Origin of the sequence: Variovorax sp. CCNWLW186 (assembly GCF_037203865.1) — a bacterium.
Taxonomy (GTDB): Bacteria; Pseudomonadota; Gammaproteobacteria; order Burkholderiales; family Burkholderiaceae_C; genus Variovorax.
This window is the reverse complement of sequence record NZ_JBBCBO010000008.1, coordinates 216,632-234,714: the sequence shown is the minus strand read 5'-3', so window position 1 is coordinate 234,714 and position 18,083 is coordinate 216,632. Positions and strand designations below refer to the sequence as shown.

The window sequence follows — 18,083 nt, the reverse complement described above, 5'->3', positions numbered from 1 at the left end:
ACGGTCTGCATGGTGTCGTTGACCACGATGCCGCGGTTGCAGTGCAGGCGCATCTGCTCGGCCAGCTCGGTGTTGGGCCGGATGCCCACAGCCATGACGACCAGGTCGGCGGCCACCTCGGTGCCGTCCTTGAAGCGGATGGCCTTGACCCGGCCGCCTTTGCCCTCGTCCGCGTCGCCCACCAGCTCCTGGGTCTGGGCACCGATGAGGAACTTCAGGCCGCGGTCTTCCAAAGACTTCTGCAGGAGCTTGCCGGCCACGTCGTCCAGCTGGCGCTCCATGAGCCAGGGCATGACATGCACCACGGTGACGCTCATGCCGCGCAGCATGAGGCCGTTGGCCGCCTCCAGGCCCAGGAGGCCCCCGCCGATGACCACCGCATTCTTGTGGGTGCGGGCGGTCTCGATCATGTAGTCGGTGTCGGCGATGTCGCGGTAGGCGATGACGCCTTTGAGGTCCTTGCCGGGCACCGGGAGCATGAAGGGGTTGGAGCCGGTGCACATCAAGAGGCGGTCGTAAGGCGCTTCGGTGCCATCCTCGGCGCGCACGATGCGTTTCACCCGGTCGACTTCGACGACTTTCTTGCCCGCGTGCAGGGTGATGTGGTTGTCGGTGTACCACTCCCAGCTGTTGAGCACGATCTCGTCCACGGTCTGCTCGCCCGCGAGCACGGGCGACAAGAGGATGCGGTTGTAGTTGGGGTGCGGCTCGGCACCGAAGACGGTGATGTCGTACATGTCCGGGGCGAGCTTCAGGAGCTCCTCCAGCGTGCGTACGCCGGCCATGCCGTTGCCGACCATCACGAGCTTGAGTTTCTTCATGGGGTGGGGCCTTTCAACGTTTCAAGCAAAGGAAGCACGCGGTGCGCGTGCAAAGTGCGTGGAAAGCACATGGAGAATGGCGCCATGAGCTTTGAAGTGGACATCGGCTACAGCAGCCAGCGCGGACCGCGCGAAGTGAACGAAGACTTTGCCGGTGCCGTCAACGCACCGCCGGGAGACGAGTCGCGCGGGCTCATTGCCGCCATTGCCGATGGCGTGTCCACCGGCGGACGCGGCCTGGAAGCGGCGCAGACCACCGTGATGGGCCTCCTGGCCGACTACTTCGCCACGCCCGACACCTGGGAGCCGACCGCCGCGCTCGACCGCCTGGTGGCGGCGCAGAACGCCTGGCTTGCCGATCACAACCGCCGGCGCCAAGGCAGCGCGACCGCGCTCACCACGCTCACGGCGCTGGTGCTGCACGGCCAGAGCTACACGCTCGCGCATGTGGGCGACACGCGCGCATGGCGCGTGCGCGCCGACGGCGAGCCGGCCATGCCGCTGACGCAGGACCATGCCTTCGAGCATCCCGACATGCGCAGCCGCTTGACGCGCGCCATCGGCCTGGACGACCAGGTGCGCGTCGACTACGCGCAGGGCGATGTGCGCGTGGGCGACTGCTTCGTGCTCACGTCCGACGGCGTGCACGGTGTGCTCAAGCCGCAGCGCCTGGCCGCTATCGCTTTGCAGGGCAGCGCCGAGCAGGCGAGCGAGGCGCTGGTGAACGCGGCTCTCGAGGCCGGTACGCGCGACAACGCGACCGCCTTGGTCATTCGCGTTGTCGGCCTCGACCCGCGGCAGCTGGACGACGAGCTCGGAGACGGCCGCCGACTGGCCCCGCCGCCCTTGCTGAAGGTGGGCGACGTGCTCGACGGCTACGTGGTCACCGCGCTGGTGGCCGACACCGGCGTGCACCTGCTCTACCAGGCGCGCAATGCCGCCACGCGCGAACTGGTCGCGCTCAAGACGCTGCACCCCTCGCGCGCCAGCGATCCGCAGGAGCGCGCGATGCTCGCGCACGAAGCCTGGCTGGGCCAGCGCGTGGGGAGCGGTGGATTCGTGCGCGTGCACGAGCGCGCCGAGAACGCCAGCGCGCTCTACATCGTGTTCGATTGGCACGGCGGACGCACGCTGGAGCAGATGCGCAAATCCGGCGCGCGCGGTGCGGTGGCCGAGGTGGTCGCCGCGGCCATCGACGTGACCAAGGCCCTGGGCCGGCTGCACCGCCACGGCGTGGTGCACCGCGACATCAAGCCCGGCAACCTGCACCTGGGCGATGACGGCCGCTGGCGCATTCTCGACCTGGGCGTGGCGCTGTCGGGCCGCGAAGGCGCGGCCCAGCGCGAGCTGCATGCGGGCACGCCCAGCTACATCAATCCCGAGCAATGGGAGGGCGCCCCCGCCGACACCGCGAGCGACCTGTTCGCGCTCGGCGTCACGCTGTACCAGTGGCTCGGCGGACACTTGCCCTACGGAGAGATCGAGCCCTACCAGGTGGCGCGCTACCGGCGCGACCCGGCCGCGCTCTCGCGCCTGCGGCCCGATGTGCCCGTGTGGCTCGACCATCTGGTGCGCAAGGCCGTGGCACGCGATCCGCGCGAGCGCTTCGAGACCGCCGAGGAAATGCTGCTCGCCCTGGAGCGGGGCGCGTCCCGGCCGGTGGGTGCGCCGCCCGCCACGCCGCTGATCCGCCGCGACCCGGCCGCGCTCTACAAGATCGCGCTCGCCGTGTCGTTGCTGTTCAACGCACTGCTCGTGGTGTGGCTGCTTTTTCTGCCACGCTGACGGCGAACGGAAAAGGGTCATGGCCGCGTTGCCTTCGGTGGAGCGGTGTACTTGGCCGGAGCCGGTGAGGGCGTGGTGCGCGCACGGCCGCCTTTTTCGGCCCAGGTGCGTGTCCAGCGGATCTGCATCACGCGCATCACGCCCAGCATGACGAGCGACAGCACGCCGAAGAACACGAAGCCCCACACGTAGCTGCCGAGGTATTGCTTCGACAGGCCCATGGCGTTGGGCACCAGGCCGCCGCCCAGCGCGCCGATTTCGCCGATCATCGAACCGGCCACGGCGGTGCTGGTGGGCCAGCGCAGCGGCACCAGCTGGAACAGCGCGCCGTTGCCCGCGCCCAGGGCGGCAAAGCACAAGATCAGGAGCAGCGTGGTGAGCGCAAGCGATGCCGACGAGATGCCCACCAGCACGAGACCGACGGCCACCACAAGCAGCACTACGGTCAGCGTGTTCACGCCGCCCCAGCGGTCGGAGATCCAGCCGCCGACGATGCGCACCGCCGCGCCCATGAAGGCCGCCAGCATGGTGAGTTGCCCCGCCTGCACCTTGCTCACGCCGAACTGGTCGTAGTAGTAAGAGGGCAGGAAGGTGATGAGGCCGATGAAGCCGCCGAAGGTCACGCCGTAGATCAGGCTGAACACCCAGCCGTCTTTTTCGAACAGGCAGGCAATGTGCTCGCGGAAGCTCGCGTGGCTGTCGACGTCGGGCGGCTCCTTGGCGAACAGCACCATCACGACCATCGGCACCAGAATGGCGGCGGCTGCCACGGCATACACCGCCTGCCAGCCGAGCCATTGCGCGAGCGGCGGCGCCACCAGCACCGACACCGCCGTGCCCACGTTGCCGGCGCCCACCAGGCCCATGGCCAGGCCCTTGTGCTGCGGCGGAAACCAGCCCGAACCCAGCGACAGCGCCACGCCGAAACTGGCGCCCGCAATGCCCAGCAGCACGCCCATGGCCAGCAGGTCGTTGAAGCTCTTCACGAAGAAGAAGCCGAACAGCATCGCCACCGCGATAAGGCCCATTTCGACCAGCGTGGCGTTCTTGCGGCCGATGTATTGCGAGAGGATGCCGAGCGGAAAGCGCATGAGCGCACCCGCGATGATGGGCACCGACAGCATCAGCCCCTTTTGCGCAGGCGAAAGATCGAAGGTTTCGCCGATGAACGGCGCCATGGCGCCGTTGAGCACCCAGATGCAGCAGGAGAACGAGAAGTACAGAAAGGCCGCGAACAGCGTCGGGCCGTGGCCTGAGTGCAAGAAGGTCCTGAAACTGGACATGGCGTTCAATCGTGCGAAATGCCGCGGCGCAGCCTGTGGAGGGCCGAGTCGACGGACGGGGTTGGGGCGGAATGCCGGCAGCGAACGCTGTCGGCGTGGGGGTGCTTCCCGGCCATTGCGCAGCCAGGATGGATGCAGGAGCCTGCAGCCTCACCAAAGCGGTGCTTCGTTACACCGCACCCGTGTCGATGCAAGAGACGTGCCTGCGCAAATGCGCGGGCGTGGCCTATGCTTGCCGTGCCTCCAACCGCTTTTCCATGATGTCCCTTCTTGTCGTTCTGCCCAATGATTTCGCCGAATCCGCGCCGCTGCCGGAGCCTCTGCAGCAGGCGCTGGCGAGTACCGGCGTCGCTGCCGTCGAGCGGAGCACCTGCCACACGCTGGTGCAGAAGGTGGGTGAGCTTGCACCGCAACAGGTGATGGCCTGGCTGCCCGCACCGGCGCAACAGCTGCAGGCGCTGCTCGATGCCGTCGGCGAATGGAAGGGCACGCCTCCTTGCGGGCTGAGCCTCGTCAGCGCACCGCTGGACAGCGCCCAGCACGAAGCGCTGGTTGCTCTGGGCGTGCATGCGTGGCTGCCGATCGAAGCTTTCGATGGCACCTCGCTTCGCGCGCTGATGACCCTGGCGCCGGTCCGGCGTGAACGCGAGGCCGCGCTGCGCACCGAACTCGACGGCTTGCGCACGCGCATGGACGAACGCAAATGGGTCGACCGCGCCAAGGGCCTGCTGATGTCGTCCCGCGGCATCGGGGAGGACGAGGCCTTCGGCTTGCTCCGCGGCGCGGCCATGCATGCCAACCTGCGGCTGGGCGAGGTGTCGCGCTCGGTGATCGAGGCCGCGCAGTGGGCCGACGCGATCAACCGCGCCGGGCAACTGCGCATGCTGTCGCAGCGGCTGGTGCGGATTGCGGCGCAGATGCTCGCCGGCATCGACGTGCAGCGCGCGCGCGTGTTGCGCACGCAATCGGTCGAGCGGGTGCAGCAGAACCTGGATCATCTGGCCACCCTTGAGCTGGGCGCCCCGGGCGCGGGCGCGCTGGGCGATGTGCAAGCTGCGTGGAGCGGGCTTTCCGCCGCGCTGGCGGCGCGCGCGGTGCCGCAGGCGCTGGCTGACATCGACAAGCTCGGCGACGAGCTGCTGGCCGCGGCCGAGGCGCTGACCGATGCGCTCGAAGCCTCCGGCGCGCGCCGTGCGCTGCGCATCGTCAACATCTGCGGGCGGCAGCGCATGCGCGCACAGCGCCTGGCCAAGGACGCGTTGCTGGCTTCGGCGCTCGCTGCAGGGCCTTCGCGCGAACGGCTGCTGCCGACCATGAACGAGTTTGAGGCGGCGCTGCTGGAGCTGGAGCGCGCGCCCCTCAGTTCACCCGAGATTCGCGCCGCACTGGCGGCCGCGCGGGACGAATGGCTGCGCCTGGTCGGCGGCGTGCAGGCACTCGAAAGCCCTGAAGGCCGCGCCACGCTGGTGCGTTCCAGCGAAGCGCTGGTGGACACTTTCGAGCGGCTCACCGCCTGGTACGAGCACAGCCTGCAAGTCATCATGTCCTGACTCCGGTTGTGCCGTGCCGGCGGTGTCAGGCCGCAACCTTCTCCACGTGCGCCTGGCGCGTGTAGAGAAAATCGATCACCGCCTTGCGGGCGTGCACATAGGTCGGGTCTTCGGCCAGTTCGACGCGGTTGCGCGGACGTGCGATGTCGACCTTCAGCACCTCGCCGATGGTGGCGGCCGGGCCGTTGGTGAGCATCACGATGCGGTCGCTCAGCAGCACCGCTTCGTCGACGTCGTGCGTGACCATGACGACGGTGCTCTGGGTCTTCTGCACGATGCCGAGCAGTTCGTCCTGCAGCTTGGCGCGCGTGAGCGCGTCCAGGGCGCCGAAGGGTTCGTCCATCAGCAGCACCTTGGGTTCCATCGAGAGCGCGCGTGCAATGCCCACGCGCTGCTTCATGCCGCCCGAAATTTCGCCGGGGCGCTTTTGCGCGGCAGGCGTAAGGCCGACCATTGCAAGCGCCGCATCGGTGCGTGCGCGCAACTGCGCCTTGTTCTCGGTGGCGGCAAAGACGCGCTCGACGGCGAGGTACACGTTCTCGAAGCAGGTGAGCCAGGGCAGCAGCGAGTGGTTCTGGAAGACCACCGCGCGCTCGGGGCCGGGGCCCTTGATTTCGCGGTTGGCGCACAGCAGCACGCCCTGCGTGGGCGTCGTCAGGCCGGCAATCAGGTTCAGCAGCGTCGACTTGCCGCAGCCCGAATGGCCGATGAGCGTGATGAACTCGCCCTTGGCCACGTTCAGGTTGATGCCCTGCAGCGCCAGGAAGCTGCCCTTGGCGGTCTTGAAGCGCTGCTCGACGTTGTGGATCTCGATGTACTTGGAATCATCATTCATGACTTCACCTCTTCAAACGTGAACGCGGTTGCAAGCTTGATGAGCGCGAACTCCAGCACCAGGCCGACGATGCCGATGACGAAGATCGCGATGATGATGTTGGCGACGTTGAGGTTGTTCCACTCGTCCCACACCCAGAAGCCGATGCCGACGCCGCCGGTGAGCATTTCGGCCGCGACGATCACCAGCCAGGCGGTGCCCACCGCCAGGCGAACGCCGGTCAGCATGTAGGGCAGCACGGCGGGGAACAGGATCTTGGTGAAGATCTTCCATTCGCTGAGGTTGAGCACCTTGGCCACGTTCATGTAGTCGCTCGGCACGCGCTGCACGCCCACGGCGGTGTTGATCACCATCGGCCAGATCGAGCAGATGAAGATGGTCCAGATGGCGGCGGGGTTGGCGCCCTTGAACACCAGCAGGCCGATTGGCAGCCAGGCCAGCGGCGACACGGGGCGCAGCAGGCTGATCAGCGGATTGAACATGCGCGAAAGAAACTCGAAGCGTCCGATGGCAAAGCCAGCCGGAATACCGACTGCAGCCGCGAGCCCGAAGCCCAATGCCACGCGCTGCAGCGACGAGAGCACGTTCCAGCCCACACCCTGGTCGTTCGGCCCCTTGCTGTAGAACGGATCGCTGAACACCGTGAGCGCCTGCTGCCAGGTGGCGAGCGGCGAAGGAAAGCCGGTGGTGCTCTTCATGGCGACCAGCTCCCAGATCAGCACCAGCAGGCCGAAGCCCGCGAGCGGTGGCAGCACGCGCATCCAGAAGGCGCGCAGGTCGATGGATGTGCGTTGCTTTTGCTCCTTCTCCACTTTGGGCAGTGGGGCGGGGAGGGGGGCAGCTTCTGCACGGGGCGAACCCTCACCCCGGCCCTCTCCCGCACGCGGGAGAGGGAGCGAGGCATCCAGGGGCGAATGGAAGACGGCACTGACCATGATGTGTTTCTCCTCAGTCGTCTCAGACGTGGATCTTGAAAGAGTCGGCATATTTCTTCGGGTCCTTGCCGTCCCACACGGAGCCGTCGAACAGCTTGCTGGTGCGCATCACGTCCTTGGGAACCGGCGTCTGCGTGGCGGCGGCGGCCTGCTTGTAGATGTCGATGCGGTTGATCTCGGTGGCCACCTTCAGGTAGTCCGGATGCTCCTTCAGCAAGCCCCAGCGCTTGTGCTGCGTGAGGAACCACATGCCGTCCGACAGGTAGGGGAAGCTCACGGCGCCGCCGTTGTAGAACTTCATGTGGTTGGGATCGTCCCAGCTCTTGCCCATGCCGTTGACATAGCGGCCCAGGATGCGCTGGTTGATGGCGTCCACGCTGGTGTTGACGTAGCTCTTGTCGGCAATGGTCTCGGCCATCTTGTTCTTGTTCTGCAGGCCGGTGTCGATCCACTTGCCCGCTTCGATGATGGCCGCGGTCACGGCGCGCGCGGTGTTGGGGTACTTCTTGACGAAGTCGCCCGTGGTGCCGAGCACCTTCTCCGGATGGTCCTTCCAGATGTCCTGCGTGGTGATCGCTGTCACGCCGATGCCGTCCATGATCGCGCGCTGGCCCCAGGGCTCGCCCACGCAGTAGCCGTCCATGTTGCCGACGCGCATGTTGGCCACCATCTGCGGAGGCGGCACGGTGATGTTCTTGACGTCCTTGAACGGGTCGATGCCGGCCGAGGCCAGCCAGTAGTAGAGCCACATTGCGTGGGTGCCCGTGGGAAAGGTCTGCGCAAAGGTGTATTCGCGCTTTTCGGTGGCGATGAGCTTGGCGAGCGAGGCAGCGTCCACTGCACCCTTGTCGGCCAGCTTCTTCGACAGCGTGATGGCCTGGCCGTTGTTGTTGAGGGTCATGAGCACGGCCATGTCCTTCTTGGGGCCGCTCAGGCCCAGGTGCATGCCGTAGACGAGGCCGTAGAGAACGTGCGCCATGTCCAGGTCGCCATTGGAGAGCTTGTCGCGCACGCCGGCCCAGCTGGCTTCCTTGCTGGGCACGATCTTCACGCCGTACTTCTTGTCGATGCCCAGCACCGAGGCCATCACCACGCTGGCGCAGTCGGTCAGCGGAATGAAGCCGATCTTCACTTCTTCCTTTTCCGGCTTGTCGGAGCCCTGGGCCCAGACGGCGGCGCGCAGGGCGGGATCGATTCCCACAGCGCCAATGGCAGCGGCTTGCAATACGCGGCGGCGGCTGAGGCGGGTTTTCAGCAGGTCGGTCATGTGGCGGGCTCCGGTTGAAGAACAACAACAAACAAAAGGAAGGACAGAAAACAAAAAAGGCGTCCCGCACCGCGCAGGGGCTGCTCGAAAACGAGCCCTTGCGGGATGGGGGACGCCTTTGTCCAATTTCGGTGGGCAACACCCGCCGTTGGGTGCTGCCTGCCTCGGACCCAGGGGTCCATGTACTACTTCAGCAAACTGCGTGCCAGCTTTATCGACCGTGTTTTGCTATCGAATAGGCAGCAAAAGAGCGGCTGCCACTGGGTGCGCAGGGCAGCTGAGACGGAAAGTCGGCGCCATGCACGCTTGTTGTGCGCCGCACCATTTCGAACGCAATGCACGCGGCCGTTCAGCGCCGCGACGCCGTATCCAGGGGCAGGTAGTCGGCCATGGCGAGCATCGACTCGGCCACGTCCACCAGGCGGCGCTTCTGGTTCATGGCGGTCTGCAGCAGCATCTTGTGGGCTTCGTTTTCGCTCATGCGGCGGTGCGCCATCAGGAGGCCCTTGGCCCGTTCGACCAGCTTGCGCTCGTTGAGGGAGGCGCGAACGGTTTCGAGCTCTTCGCTCATGGCCTGCAGCCGGTGCGATTGCTCCTGCACCATGTCGAGCACCGAGCGTTCGAGATGCCGCCCGTACTGCGCCGGCGCCGTGGCCTCCGCACCGATGTCGTCGAAGAAGACCGCGCCTTCGGCCTGCGGCGCGAGGGTGCCGAGCACCTCCTGGTATTTCTGCAGTTCGCCGCGTGCCTGCGCGATCTTGCGGGCGCAGAGTTCGCGCAGTTCTTCCGCCAGCCGGTGTTCGACGGTCTTCATGGCGTCGATGCGGAGGGTGCAGCAGTCGAACCAGTTCTGGCTCAGCCGGGGATCGGGCGCAGCCGCCGAGGCCGCCTGGGCCGAGGTCACGCTCATGCGGCGCAGGCGCTCGATCTCGGCCATGACGGCGTCGGACTGGCTCTGGTGCCAGAGCGCAAGCACGCCGCTGCTCGAGAAGTCGATGAACACCTGGAAGCAGCGCTCCTGCAGCTCGATGAGGTGCAGCCATTGCTGGCGCTGCGCTTCGTCGGTACGCCCCACCGCCAGTGACGCGGCTCCGAAGGCGCGCTCCTGGCCGGCAAACTCCTTGCCCTGCATGAAGTTGAACATCGCGACGAGCAGGCGCGAAATCTCGGGGTCGGTGGCGCCGTCGGCTGCCTCGAACACCACCGCCAGCAGGCCGGCAACGAGCTTGGCGAAAGCGGCGGTGGCCTGCGCGGGCGTCAGTTCGAGCGCGCCGACGCGGCGGCGCAGCGCGGGCAAGCCGTCCAGGCCGGGAAGCACCCAGGCAATGCGGCTGAAGAGGCGGGCGCTGTTGCCCGCGGTGGCGCCCGGGCGGCCTTCGGTTTCGAGCTGGTCGAAGCCGGCGCGCACCTCCTGTTCGAGCGCCAGGCATTCGGCGATCTGCGGGTCGCGCTGGTCGGCAAAGCGAACCCCGCGCGAGGCGAGAAACACGTTGGACATGCCGCGCTCCCGCTGCAGCGCATGAACCAGCCGGGCGATCAGCCCGACCAGGTCGCTGGTGCGCGCGAGCTGGTCGAGCTCGTCGATTTCGCACTTTCTGGCGGCGATCAGGAAATTCAGTCCGGATTTCATGGCGGGGGAGGGGAGGCAAAAGGCTTGCTGCAACATCCGTGCCGCACGGGCATTCGGCGGCGCCTACACTCCTGCGGATGCTTCTTCTGGGAATCGAATCCTCCTGCGACGAAACCGGCGTGGCGCTGGTCGAATCGCACGGCGACGCGCTGCCGCTGTTGCGCTCGCACGCACTGCACAGCCAGATCGCCATGCACCAGGCCTATGGCGGCGTGGTGCCCGAACTCGCCAGCCGAGACCACATCCGCCGCGTGCTGCCGCTGACCGAAGCCGTCATGGCGGAGGCCGGGCGCTCGCTGGCCGAAATCGACGTGGTCGCCTACACGCGCGGCCCGGGCCTTGCGGGGGCCTTGCTGGTGGGCGCGGGCGTGGCGTGCGCCCTGGGGGCGGCGCTCGGCAAGCCGGTGCTCGGGGTGCATCACCTCGAGGGGCACCTGCTGTCACCCTTCCTGAGTGCGGATCCGCCGGAGTTTCCGTTCGTGGCGCTGCTCGTTTCGGGCGGGCACACGCAGTTGATGCGGGTCGACGGCGTGGGGCGCTACGAGCTGCTGGGCGAAACCATCGACGACGCGGCAGGCGAGGCTTTCGACAAGAGCGCCAAGCTCATGGGCCTGCCGTATCCGGGTGGCCCGTGGCTGGCCAAGCTGGCGGAAGAGGGCAATGCCGAGGCGTTCAAGCTGCCGCGGCCGCTCCTGCACAGCGGTGATCTGGATTTCTCATTCGCCGGGCTGAAGACCGCGGTGCTGACGCAGGCCAAGAAGCTCGGCGCCGGGCTGGAGGCGAGCAAGGCCGACCTGGCCGCTTCCACGCAAGCGGCCATCGTCGAGGTGCTGCTGAAGAAGTCGCTGGCCGCGCTCGGGCAGACCGGCCTGAAGCGGTTGGTCGTCGCAGGCGGCGTGGGCGCCAATCGAAGCCTGCGGGAGCAACTGAACGCCGCCTGCGCCAGGCGCGGCGTGCGTGTGCACTACCCCGAGCTGCACCTGTGCACCGACAACGGCGCAATGATCGCAATGGCGGCCGCCATGCGGCTGCAGTCGGGCCTGGCGCAGGCCAGCGCGCGCTATGCCTTCGACGTCAAGCCGCGATGGCCCATGGCTTCGCTGATGGCATCCGAGGCGGCGCCGCAGGTGCCCGCGTAGCAGCGGGGCGCTGCGCCCGGCCGAGCGACGGCACCGGCAGCACGTCGAGCATGTTGCGCCACAGCTGGCGCCACTGCGGCCAGTCGTGGCCGCCTTCGGTGGTGAACACGCGGCCTTCGGGCAGCGCATCCGCCAGCAGCTTGTGGTTGCTCGCAAAACGGTCGCTCAGGCCGAACCCCAGGTAGAGCTGCGGCAGGTTCTTGGATCTTTGGGGTTCCAGGTATTGCTGGAACCAGGGCCACAGCTTGCGGTCGACTTCCTCGTCGGGCTGCGGGCCGGTGGGCGCCTGCCAAGTGCGCAGGCCGCCGGCCTTGTGGATTTCGGCGCCCAGAACGCGCCGCCCCAGGTAGGGTGCCAGCGCGACGATGCCGTCGACCGAGCCCGGCCTGGACAACTCGTGGATCAGCGCGCCGAAGCCGCCGATGGAAATGCCCACGAGCCAGATCGACTTGTAGCCCTTGGCGCGCTGCGGCTCGATGACGTCCGCATGCAGGCGGTCGCTGAGCGTCTGGTCGTAGTAGTAGGAAACGTCGGCGTCCACCAGCAGCGAGTCGGCGGCCAGATGGCGCTCTCGCACGGCGCTGATGAAACCTTCGCGTTCGAATTCGTCGGGTTTGAGATAGGCACCGGGCAGGAATACCAGGAGCGTATCGGACCGTTCATTGTCATTGGCTGACTTGAGGTGCGTGATCATGGCGTGCCTTAAGGGGCACCCGAATCCGCACCGTCAGCGATTCGGTGCGTTTGCGAGACGCCCACGAAGAAGAAAAGAAGAAAAATGTGAATACGTCACATGATGTGACGTTATTCACTGCCCTATTGTGATTAGGGAGCGTCTTCAAAGTCAAAAACAATAGTTAACGACACTTTCCTCTCGTGGGCATTGCAAGATCAGTTGATCTGCAGCTCCGAAACGCGGCTCACCGGCACTTGCTTGCCCAGCTTCAGCGTGAGCACGCCGTTCTCGAGCTTGGCTTCGCTCGCGCTCACGTCGATGTCTTGCGGCAACTCGTACGCGGCCTTGAACTGGCGCTTGGCTTCGGCCTTGCTGTCGATGCGGACCACGGTGCCCTCGATGCCGATGGTGAGGTCTTCGCGCGAAAGGCCGGGCACATCGATGGAAAGCGTCCAGCTCTTGTCGTCCTGTTCGACGAGCGGCGACTTGCGTGCGCCGGCAAAGGCTTCGTTGACGAAGCGCTCGAAGGCGCGGTCGTACGAACGCGGAGCAAAGCGGGCGGTATGAAGGGCGGGTGCGAAAAACATGAAAGAACTCCTGAATGAACACAATGGGAACAAGAATGTGTGTCCCTTACACTGCGCGGCCATTCAATGCTGAGTGCCGCTTGCCACCACATCTAGGCGCGGCCGCAACCGTTTCAAGACAATGAATCCCCCCTTTATTTGGCGTCGCAAGGCCTTGAAATTTGCGGCGCTGGCGCTATGCGCGGCCCCGTTCGCCGCAACGGCGCAAACGCCGCCGGCGCCCATTCGCCTGGCGCTGATCGAGAGCATGAGCGGTCCCTTCGCCAACACCGGAGAAGCGGTGTTTCGCAATCTGCTGTGGGCCGTGGAGCGCGTGAATGCGCGCGGCGGCGTCAAGCTGCCGGGTGTGCCCGGCGGTGCGCGGCCGCTGCAGCTCGACCGCTACGACAGCAAGGGGCAGAACGAAGAAGCTCTGTCGGCGTTGCGCGCGGCCATGGACGACGGTGCGCGCATCGTGCTGCAGGGCAACTCGTCGGCCACCGCCGCGGCGTTGGTCGATGCCATTGAAAAGAACAACGAACGCGATCCGTCGCGGCGCGTGATCTTTCTCAACTACGCGGCGGTCGATCCGGTGCTCACCAACGAGCGCTGCAGCTTCTGGCACTTTCGCTTCGATGCCCATGCCGACATGCGCGTGGCCGCGCTGATGGATGTGGTGAAGGACGATGCAACGCTCAAGCGCGCGTACCTCATCGGCCAGGACTACAGCTTTGGCCAGGCGGTGCTGCGCGAGACGAAACGCCAACTCGGCGTGCAGCGGCCCGATGTGGAAATCGTCGGGGACGAGCTGCACCCGATGGGCAGGGTGAAGGACTTCGCGCCTTACGCCGGCAAGATCATTGCAAGCGGCGCACAGGCGGTATTCACCGGCAATTGGGGCAACGACCTCACGCTGCTCGTGAAGGCGGCGCGCGAGGGTGGATTCAACGGCACCTTCTATACCTTCTACGGCAACGCGCTCGGTGCGCCGGCCGCCATCGGCGATGCAGGCATCGGCCGCGTGATCGCGGTGGCCGACTGGTTGCCCAACGTGCAGACCGCGCAGTCCGAGGCGTTCTATCGCGCATTCCGCGCGCGCTTTCCCAAGCCTGCCGACGACTACGTGCACATGCGCATGCAACTGCTGGTGGAGTCGCTGGCGCAGGCCATCGAGCGCGCGGGCAGCGTCGATGCGGCGGCCGTGGCGCGGGCGCTCGAACAGGCCGATGTGAGCCTCTACGGACAGCGCGGACGCATGCGTGCGGCGGACCATCAGTTCCAGCAGCAACTCGTGGTCGGCGTGATGGACAGGCAGGGCAGGCCGGGCGTGCAGTTCGATGTCGAAGGCTCCGGCTACGGCTTCCGCGTGATCAAGACCATCGCACCCGAACGCGCCGAACTGCCGACCACCTGCAAGATGAAGAGAAGCTAGGAAAACCAACTCATGCGAGAAGCCATCCACAACCTCGAAGCCTCCAAGATCCGCGAGGTTGCCAATGCCGGTCTGGGCCGCGACGACGTGCTCGCCTTCTGGTTCGGCGAAAGCGACGAAGTCACGCCCGAGGTGATCCGCCAGGCGGCCATCGACTCGCTGCAGCGCGGCGAAACCTTTTACGCGCACAATCTCGGCCTGCCCGAACTGCGCGAGGCAATTGCCGGCTACACCAGCAAGCTGCACCCCAAGGTCGATGCTTCGCGCATTGCCGTGACTTCCGGCGGCGTGAGCGCGCTGATGCTGGCGGTGCAGGCACTGGTCGATGCGGGCGACGAAGTGGTCGCGGTCACGCCGGTGTGGCCCAACCTCACGGCGCAGCCCGCGATTCTTGGCGCGGTGGTGCGCACGGTGTCGCTGGTGCCTGCCGATGGCCAATGGACGCTCGACCTTGCAGCCTTGCGCAAGGCCATCACGCCAAAGACCAAGCTCCTGATCGTCAACGCGCCCAACAACCCGACCGGCTGGACCATGACGCGCGAAGAGCAGCAGGCCGTGCTCGACCACTGCCGCGAAACCGGCACCTGGATCCTGGCCGACGAGGTGTATGAGCGGCTGTATTTCGAGCCCACACCCAACGGCTGCGCGCCGAGCTTCCTGGACATTTCGAAGCCTGACGACCGGCTGGTGGTGACACACAGCTTCTCGAAGAGCTTTCTCATGACCGGCTGGCGCTTGGGGTGGCTGGTGCTGCCGCCCGCGCTGGTCGAGGGCATCGGCAAGCTGATCGAGTTCAACACCTCCTGCGCAAGCGTCTTTACCCAGCGCGCCGCCGTTGCCGCCATCGAGCACACCGCGGAGATCACGCCCCGCGTGGTCGCCCACCTGAAACAGTGCCGCGACACCCTGGTGCCGCTGCTGGAAGCCTTGCCCGGTGTGCAGGTAGCCCCGGCCAAGGGCGGCATGTACGCCTTTTTCCGCCTTGAAGGCTTCGGCGACTCTCTCGAGCTTGCCAAGCGCCTGGTCGTAGAGGCTGGCCTTGGCCTGGCCCCCGGCAATGCCTTTGCTCCGGAAGCCCAGGGGTGGCTGCGCTGGTGCTTCGCTTCGAAGGACCCGCAGCGCCTTGTGCAGGGGGTGGAGCGCCTGAAAACCTGGCTATCCAGACAGTAAACGCGCAAGCCCCGGGCGAGCTATAATCCCGAGGCTTTGCATGCCGCAAGGCGCACGGTGAGGGCAGTTCCAGCGCTCACCGCAAGTCAAACATCCCGGAACAAGGAAATTCAACATGATCGCAGCCTCCATCAAGGCCGAAGTCGTCAAAGACAACGCCCGCGCCGCCAACGATACCGGTAGCCCCGAAGTGCAAGTCGCACTGCTGACCGCCCGTATCAACGAGCTCACCCCCCACTTCAAGACGCACGCCAAGGATCACCACGGCCGTCGCGGCCTGCTGCGCATGGTGAGCCGTCGCCGCAAGCTCCTGGACTACCTCAAGTCCAAGGACGCCGATCGTTACACCGCGCTGATCGCCAAGCTGGGTCTGCGCAAGTAAACCGAATCGCATGAAAAAACGCCTGGGTTAGTCCGCTAGCTCAGGCGTTTTTTACTTCGCGATCCACTTTCGGAGTGCCAAAACAGAGCGAAGCTGTGTCATTCCAATGAAGTTCCCGCCGAGCTTCGCTGGAATGGCATCGTGTTCTGAGAAGCCTCCGTCCCTGCGAAACCTGTGATGAATACAGGTCCATCGCTATCAAAACAGGAGCAAACATGAGCCTCTTCAACAAAGTCACCAAGTCCTTCCAATGGGGCGACAAGACTGTCGTCATGGAAACCGGTGAAATCGCCCGCCAGGCCAGCGGCGCCGTGGTGGTCGACATCGACGGAACCGTGGTCCTGGCGACCGTGGTGGCCTCCAAGTCGGCAAAGCCCGGACAGGACTTCTTCCCGCTGACCGTCGATTACATCGAGAAGACCTATGCCGCGGGCAAGATCCCCGGCAGCTTCTTCAAGCGCGAAGCCAAGCCCAGCGAACACGAAACGCTGACCAGCCGCCTGATCGACCGTCCGATCCGCCCGCTGTTCCCCGAAGGCTTCCTGAACGAAGTGCACGTGGTCATCCACACACTGTCGCTCAACCCCGAAGTCGACGCCGACATCGCCGCCATGATCGGCGTGAGCGCCGCGCTGTCGATTTCCGGCATTCCGTTCAGCGGCCCGATCGGCGCTGCACGCGTGGGCTACATCAACGGCCAGTACGTGCTGAATCCGGGCCAGACCGCCCGCAAGGATTCGCAGATGGACCTCGTCGTGGCAGGCACCGAAGCCGCCGTGCTGATGGTCGAATCCGAAGCACAGCAACTCAGCGAAGAAATCATGCTGGGCGGCGTGGTATTCGGCCACGAACAAGCCAACATCGCGATCAACGCGATTCATGAACTCGTGCGCGACGCCGGCAAGCCGGTGTGGGACTGGCAGCCGCCGGCCGAAGACGAAGCCTTCGTCGCCAAGGTCAAGAGCCTGGCCGAAGAAAAGCTGCGCGCCGTCTATCAAATCCGCAGCAAGCAGGCCCGCACGCAAGCCCTGCGCGAAGCCAATGCCAGCGTGATGAACACGCTGAAGGAAAGCGGCGAGCCCTTCGACGCCGGCAAGGTCAACGACCTGCTGTTCTCGATCGAATCGAAGATCGTCCGCAGCCAGATCCTGTCGGGCGAACCCCGCATCGACGGCCGCGACACGCGCACCGTGCGCCCCATCGAGATCCGCAACTCCGTGCTGCCGCGCACCCACGGCTCGGCGCTGTTCACGCGTGGCGAGACGCAGGGCCTAGTCGTGACCACGCTTGGCACCGAGCGCGACGCACAGCGCATCGATGCGCTGGCCGGCGAGTACGAAGACCGCTTCCTGTTCCACTACAACATGCCTCCCTTCGCCACCGGTGAAGTGGGCCGCATGGGCTCGACCAAGCGCCGCGAAATCGGCCATGGCCGCCTGGCCAAGCGCGCGCTCGTCGCCGTGCTGCCGACCAAGGAAGAGTTCCCGTACACCATTCGCGTGGTGTCGGAAATCACCGAATCGAACGGCTCCTCGTCGATGGCTTCGGTCTGCGGCGGCTGCCTCTCGATGATGGACGCCGGCGTGCCGATGAAGGCGCACGTGGCCGGCATTGCCATGGGCCTGATCAAGGAGGACAACCGCTTTGCGGTGCTGACCGACATCCTGGGCGACGAAGATCACCTGGGCGACATGGACTTCAAGGTGGCCGGCACGACCAACGGCATCACCGCGCTGCAGATGGACATCAAGATCCAGGGCATCACCAAGGAAATCATGCAGGTCGCACTGGCGCAGGCCAAGGAAGCGCGCATGCACATCCTGGGCAAGATGCAGGAAGCCATGGGCGAAGCCAAGACCGAGGTGTCGCAGTTCGCACCGCGCCTGACCACGCTCAAGATCAATCCCGAGAAGATCCGCGACGTGATCGGCAAGGGTGGCGCGGTCATTCGCGGCCTGCAGGAAGAAACCGGCACGACGATCAACATCGACGAAGACGGCACCATCACCATTGCCTCGACCGATCCGGAAAAGGCGGAGTTCGCCAAGCGCCGCATCGAGCAGATCACCGCTGAAGTCGAAATCGGCAAGGTCTACGAAGGCCCGGTCACCAAGATCCTGGACTTCGGCGCGCTCATCAACCTGCTGCCCGGCAAGGACGGCCTGCTGCACATCAGCCAGATCGCGCACGAGCGCGTCGAGAAGGTGACCGACTATCTGAGCGAAGGCCAGATCGTGAAGGTCAAGGTTCTCGAGACGGACGAAAAGGGCCGCGTCAAGCTGTCCATGAAGGCCCTGACCGAGCGTCCGGCCGGCATGGAGTTCCAGGAGCGCGCACCGCGTGAAGACCGCGGCGGCGACCGTGGTGATCGTGGTGATCGTGGCGGCGATCGTCGCGAACGTTCGGACCGCGGTGACCGTGGTGGTGACCGCGGCGGCGAACGTGCGCCTCGTTTCAACAACGAGCAGCAGCAGCCGCGCAACGAGCAGTCGCAGGCCCCCGCCGGCGAGCAGCCGTACGCACCGCGCGAATCGCAAGAGTAAGAAGGGCGCAACGGCAGCTTTGCCGCCGTTGCCAACTTTTTAAACAGCTAACCACGCCCGGACACGGGC

Annotated in this window: 15 protein-coding genes; 7 read left to right on the top strand and 8 right to left on the bottom strand. The window is 65.9% G+C overall.

The annotated features are described in order from the left end of the window. Nucleotides 1-821: NAD(P)/FAD-dependent oxidoreductase (locus V9K97_RS12840; RefSeq protein ID WP_337318440.1), on the bottom strand; the 821-nt coding region annotated here is incomplete at its 3' end. An 84-nt stretch (nt 822-905) separates the two neighbouring features. On the opposite strand from V9K97_RS12840, the gene V9K97_RS12835 reads away from it, so the two are divergent. Next, nucleotides 906-2,606, top strand: coding sequence for a bifunctional protein-serine/threonine kinase/phosphatase (locus V9K97_RS12835; RefSeq protein WP_337318438.1), 1,701 nt, complete (start codon nt 906-908; stop codon nt 2,604-2,606). Nucleotides 2,607-2,623: 17 nt separating this feature from the next. Here V9K97_RS12835 and V9K97_RS12830 read toward each other — a convergent pair whose 3' ends face one another. Next, nucleotides 2,624-3,889, bottom strand: a complete 1,266-nt coding sequence (locus V9K97_RS12830; protein ID WP_258508001.1) for an MFS transporter — start codon at nt 3,887-3,889, stop codon at nt 2,624-2,626. A gap of 257 nt (nt 3,890-4,146) precedes the next feature. On the opposite strand from V9K97_RS12830, the gene V9K97_RS12825 reads away from it, so the two are divergent. Further along, entirely contained in the window at nt 4,147-5,439 is a 1,293-nt protein-coding gene (locus V9K97_RS12825; RefSeq protein WP_337318436.1) for an ANTAR domain-containing protein, read from the top strand. Nucleotides 5,440-5,464: 25 nt separating this feature from the next. Here the strand turns inward: V9K97_RS12825 and V9K97_RS12820 are convergent, their stop codons facing one another. The 4 genes from V9K97_RS12820 to V9K97_RS12805 form a co-directional block, all read right to left on the bottom strand. Further along, nucleotides 5,465-6,274 (bottom strand): ABC transporter ATP-binding protein, encoded by an 810-nt coding sequence (locus V9K97_RS12820; protein WP_337296137.1) that lies wholly within the window; start codon nt 6,272-6,274, stop codon nt 5,465-5,467. Beyond that, nucleotides 6,271-7,209: a nitrate ABC transporter permease gene (gene ntrB, locus V9K97_RS12815; protein ID WP_337318434.1), complete on the bottom strand. Its 939-nt coding sequence runs from the start codon at nt 7,207-7,209 to the stop codon at nt 6,271-6,273. Before ntrB ends, V9K97_RS12820 begins: the two co-directional genes overlap by 4 nt. 22 nt (nt 7,210-7,231) lie before the next feature. Further along, nucleotides 7,232-8,476, bottom strand: coding sequence for a CmpA/NrtA family ABC transporter substrate-binding protein (locus tag V9K97_RS12810; RefSeq protein ID WP_157614755.1), 1,245 nt, complete (start codon nt 8,474-8,476; stop codon nt 7,232-7,234). 349 nt (nt 8,477-8,825) lie between these two features. Beyond that, entirely contained in the window at nt 8,826-10,106 is a 1,281-nt protein-coding gene (locus tag V9K97_RS12805; RefSeq protein ID WP_337318432.1) for a nitrate- and nitrite sensing domain-containing protein, read from the bottom strand. Between the two features lie 77 nt (nt 10,107-10,183). Between V9K97_RS12805 and tsaD the strand changes: the two genes are divergently transcribed. Next, nucleotides 10,184-11,245 carry a tRNA (adenosine(37)-N6)-threonylcarbamoyltransferase complex transferase subunit TsaD gene (gene tsaD / locus V9K97_RS12800; protein ID WP_337296140.1) on the top strand — a complete coding sequence of 354 codons (1,062 nt, stop codon included), beginning with the start codon at nt 10,184-10,186 and terminating at the stop codon, nt 11,243-11,245. Here the strand turns inward: tsaD and V9K97_RS12795 are convergent. Next, nucleotides 11,181-11,939: an esterase family protein gene (locus tag V9K97_RS12795; protein ID WP_258507991.1), complete on the bottom strand. Its 759-nt coding sequence runs from the start codon at nt 11,937-11,939 to the stop codon at nt 11,181-11,183. The genes tsaD and V9K97_RS12795 overlap by 65 nt on opposite strands. Nucleotides 11,940-12,136: 197 nt before the next feature. Continuing rightward, nucleotides 12,137-12,508 carry an Hsp20/alpha crystallin family protein gene (locus V9K97_RS12790; RefSeq protein ID WP_258507990.1) on the bottom strand — a complete coding sequence of 124 codons (372 nt, stop codon included), beginning with the start codon at nt 12,506-12,508 and terminating at the stop codon, nt 12,137-12,139. Between the two features lie 121 nt (nt 12,509-12,629). Here V9K97_RS12790 and V9K97_RS12785 point away from each other — a divergent pair, with 121 nt between their 5' ends. From V9K97_RS12785 to pnp, 4 genes are all read left to right on the top strand, one after another. Further along, nucleotides 12,630-13,919, top strand: a complete 1,290-nt coding sequence (locus tag V9K97_RS12785; protein ID WP_337318430.1) for a branched-chain amino acid ABC transporter substrate-binding protein — start codon at nt 12,630-12,632, stop codon at nt 13,917-13,919. Between the two features lie 12 nt (nt 13,920-13,931). Beyond that, entirely contained in the window at nt 13,932-15,089 is a 1,158-nt protein-coding gene (locus V9K97_RS12780; RefSeq protein WP_337318428.1) for a pyridoxal phosphate-dependent aminotransferase, read from the top strand. A 115-nt stretch (nt 15,090-15,204) separates the two neighbouring features. Beyond that, the gene (rpsO, locus tag V9K97_RS12775; protein WP_007837783.1) at nt 15,205-15,471 is read left to right on the top strand and encodes a 30S ribosomal protein S15; all 267 of its coding nucleotides are present in this window, start codon (nt 15,205-15,207) and stop codon (nt 15,469-15,471) included. Between the two features lie 215 nt (nt 15,472-15,686). After that, the gene (gene pnp / locus V9K97_RS12770) at nt 15,687-18,014 is read left to right on the top strand and encodes a polyribonucleotide nucleotidyltransferase (protein ID WP_337318426.1); all 2,328 of its coding nucleotides are present in this window, start codon (nt 15,687-15,689) and stop codon (nt 18,012-18,014) included. Nucleotides 18,015-18,083: the final 69 nt, after the last annotated feature.

Coding starts and splice junctions, on each gene's coding strand:
- V9K97_RS12825 (WP_337318436.1), top strand. CDS start 4,147: ATGATGTCCCTTCTTGTCGTTCTGCCCAATGATTTCGCCGAATCCGCG.
- tsaD (WP_337296140.1), top strand. CDS start 10,184: ATGCTTCTTCTGGGAATCGAATCCTCCTGCGACGAAACCGGCGTGGCG.
- V9K97_RS12790 (WP_258507990.1), bottom strand. CDS start 12,508: ATGTTTTTCGCACCCGCCCTTCATACCGCCCGCTTTGCTCCGCGTTCG.
- V9K97_RS12830 (WP_258508001.1), bottom strand. CDS start 3,889: ATGTCCAGTTTCAGGACCTTCTTGCACTCAGGCCACGGCCCGACGCTG.
- pnp (WP_337318426.1), top strand. CDS start 15,687: ATGAGCCTCTTCAACAAAGTCACCAAGTCCTTCCAATGGGGCGACAAG.
- V9K97_RS12795 (WP_258507991.1), bottom strand. CDS start 11,939: ATGATCACGCACCTCAAGTCAGCCAATGACAATGAACGGTCCGATACG.
- V9K97_RS12785 (WP_337318430.1), top strand. CDS start 12,630: ATGAATCCCCCCTTTATTTGGCGTCGCAAGGCCTTGAAATTTGCGGCG.
- V9K97_RS12810 (WP_157614755.1), bottom strand. CDS start 8,476: ATGACCGACCTGCTGAAAACCCGCCTCAGCCGCCGCCGCGTATTGCAA.
- ntrB (WP_337318434.1), bottom strand. CDS start 7,209: ATGGTCAGTGCCGTCTTCCATTCGCCCCTGGATGCCTCGCTCCCTCTC.
- V9K97_RS12835 (WP_337318438.1), top strand. CDS start 906: ATGAGCTTTGAAGTGGACATCGGCTACAGCAGCCAGCGCGGACCGCGC.
- rpsO (WP_007837783.1), top strand. CDS start 15,205: ATGATCGCAGCCTCCATCAAGGCCGAAGTCGTCAAAGACAACGCCCGC.
- V9K97_RS12820 (WP_337296137.1), bottom strand. CDS start 6,274: ATGAATGATGATTCCAAGTACATCGAGATCCACAACGTCGAGCAGCGC.
- V9K97_RS12780 (WP_337318428.1), top strand. CDS start 13,932: ATGCGAGAAGCCATCCACAACCTCGAAGCCTCCAAGATCCGCGAGGTT.
- V9K97_RS12805 (WP_337318432.1), bottom strand. CDS start 10,106: ATGAAATCCGGACTGAATTTCCTGATCGCCGCCAGAAAGTGCGAAATC.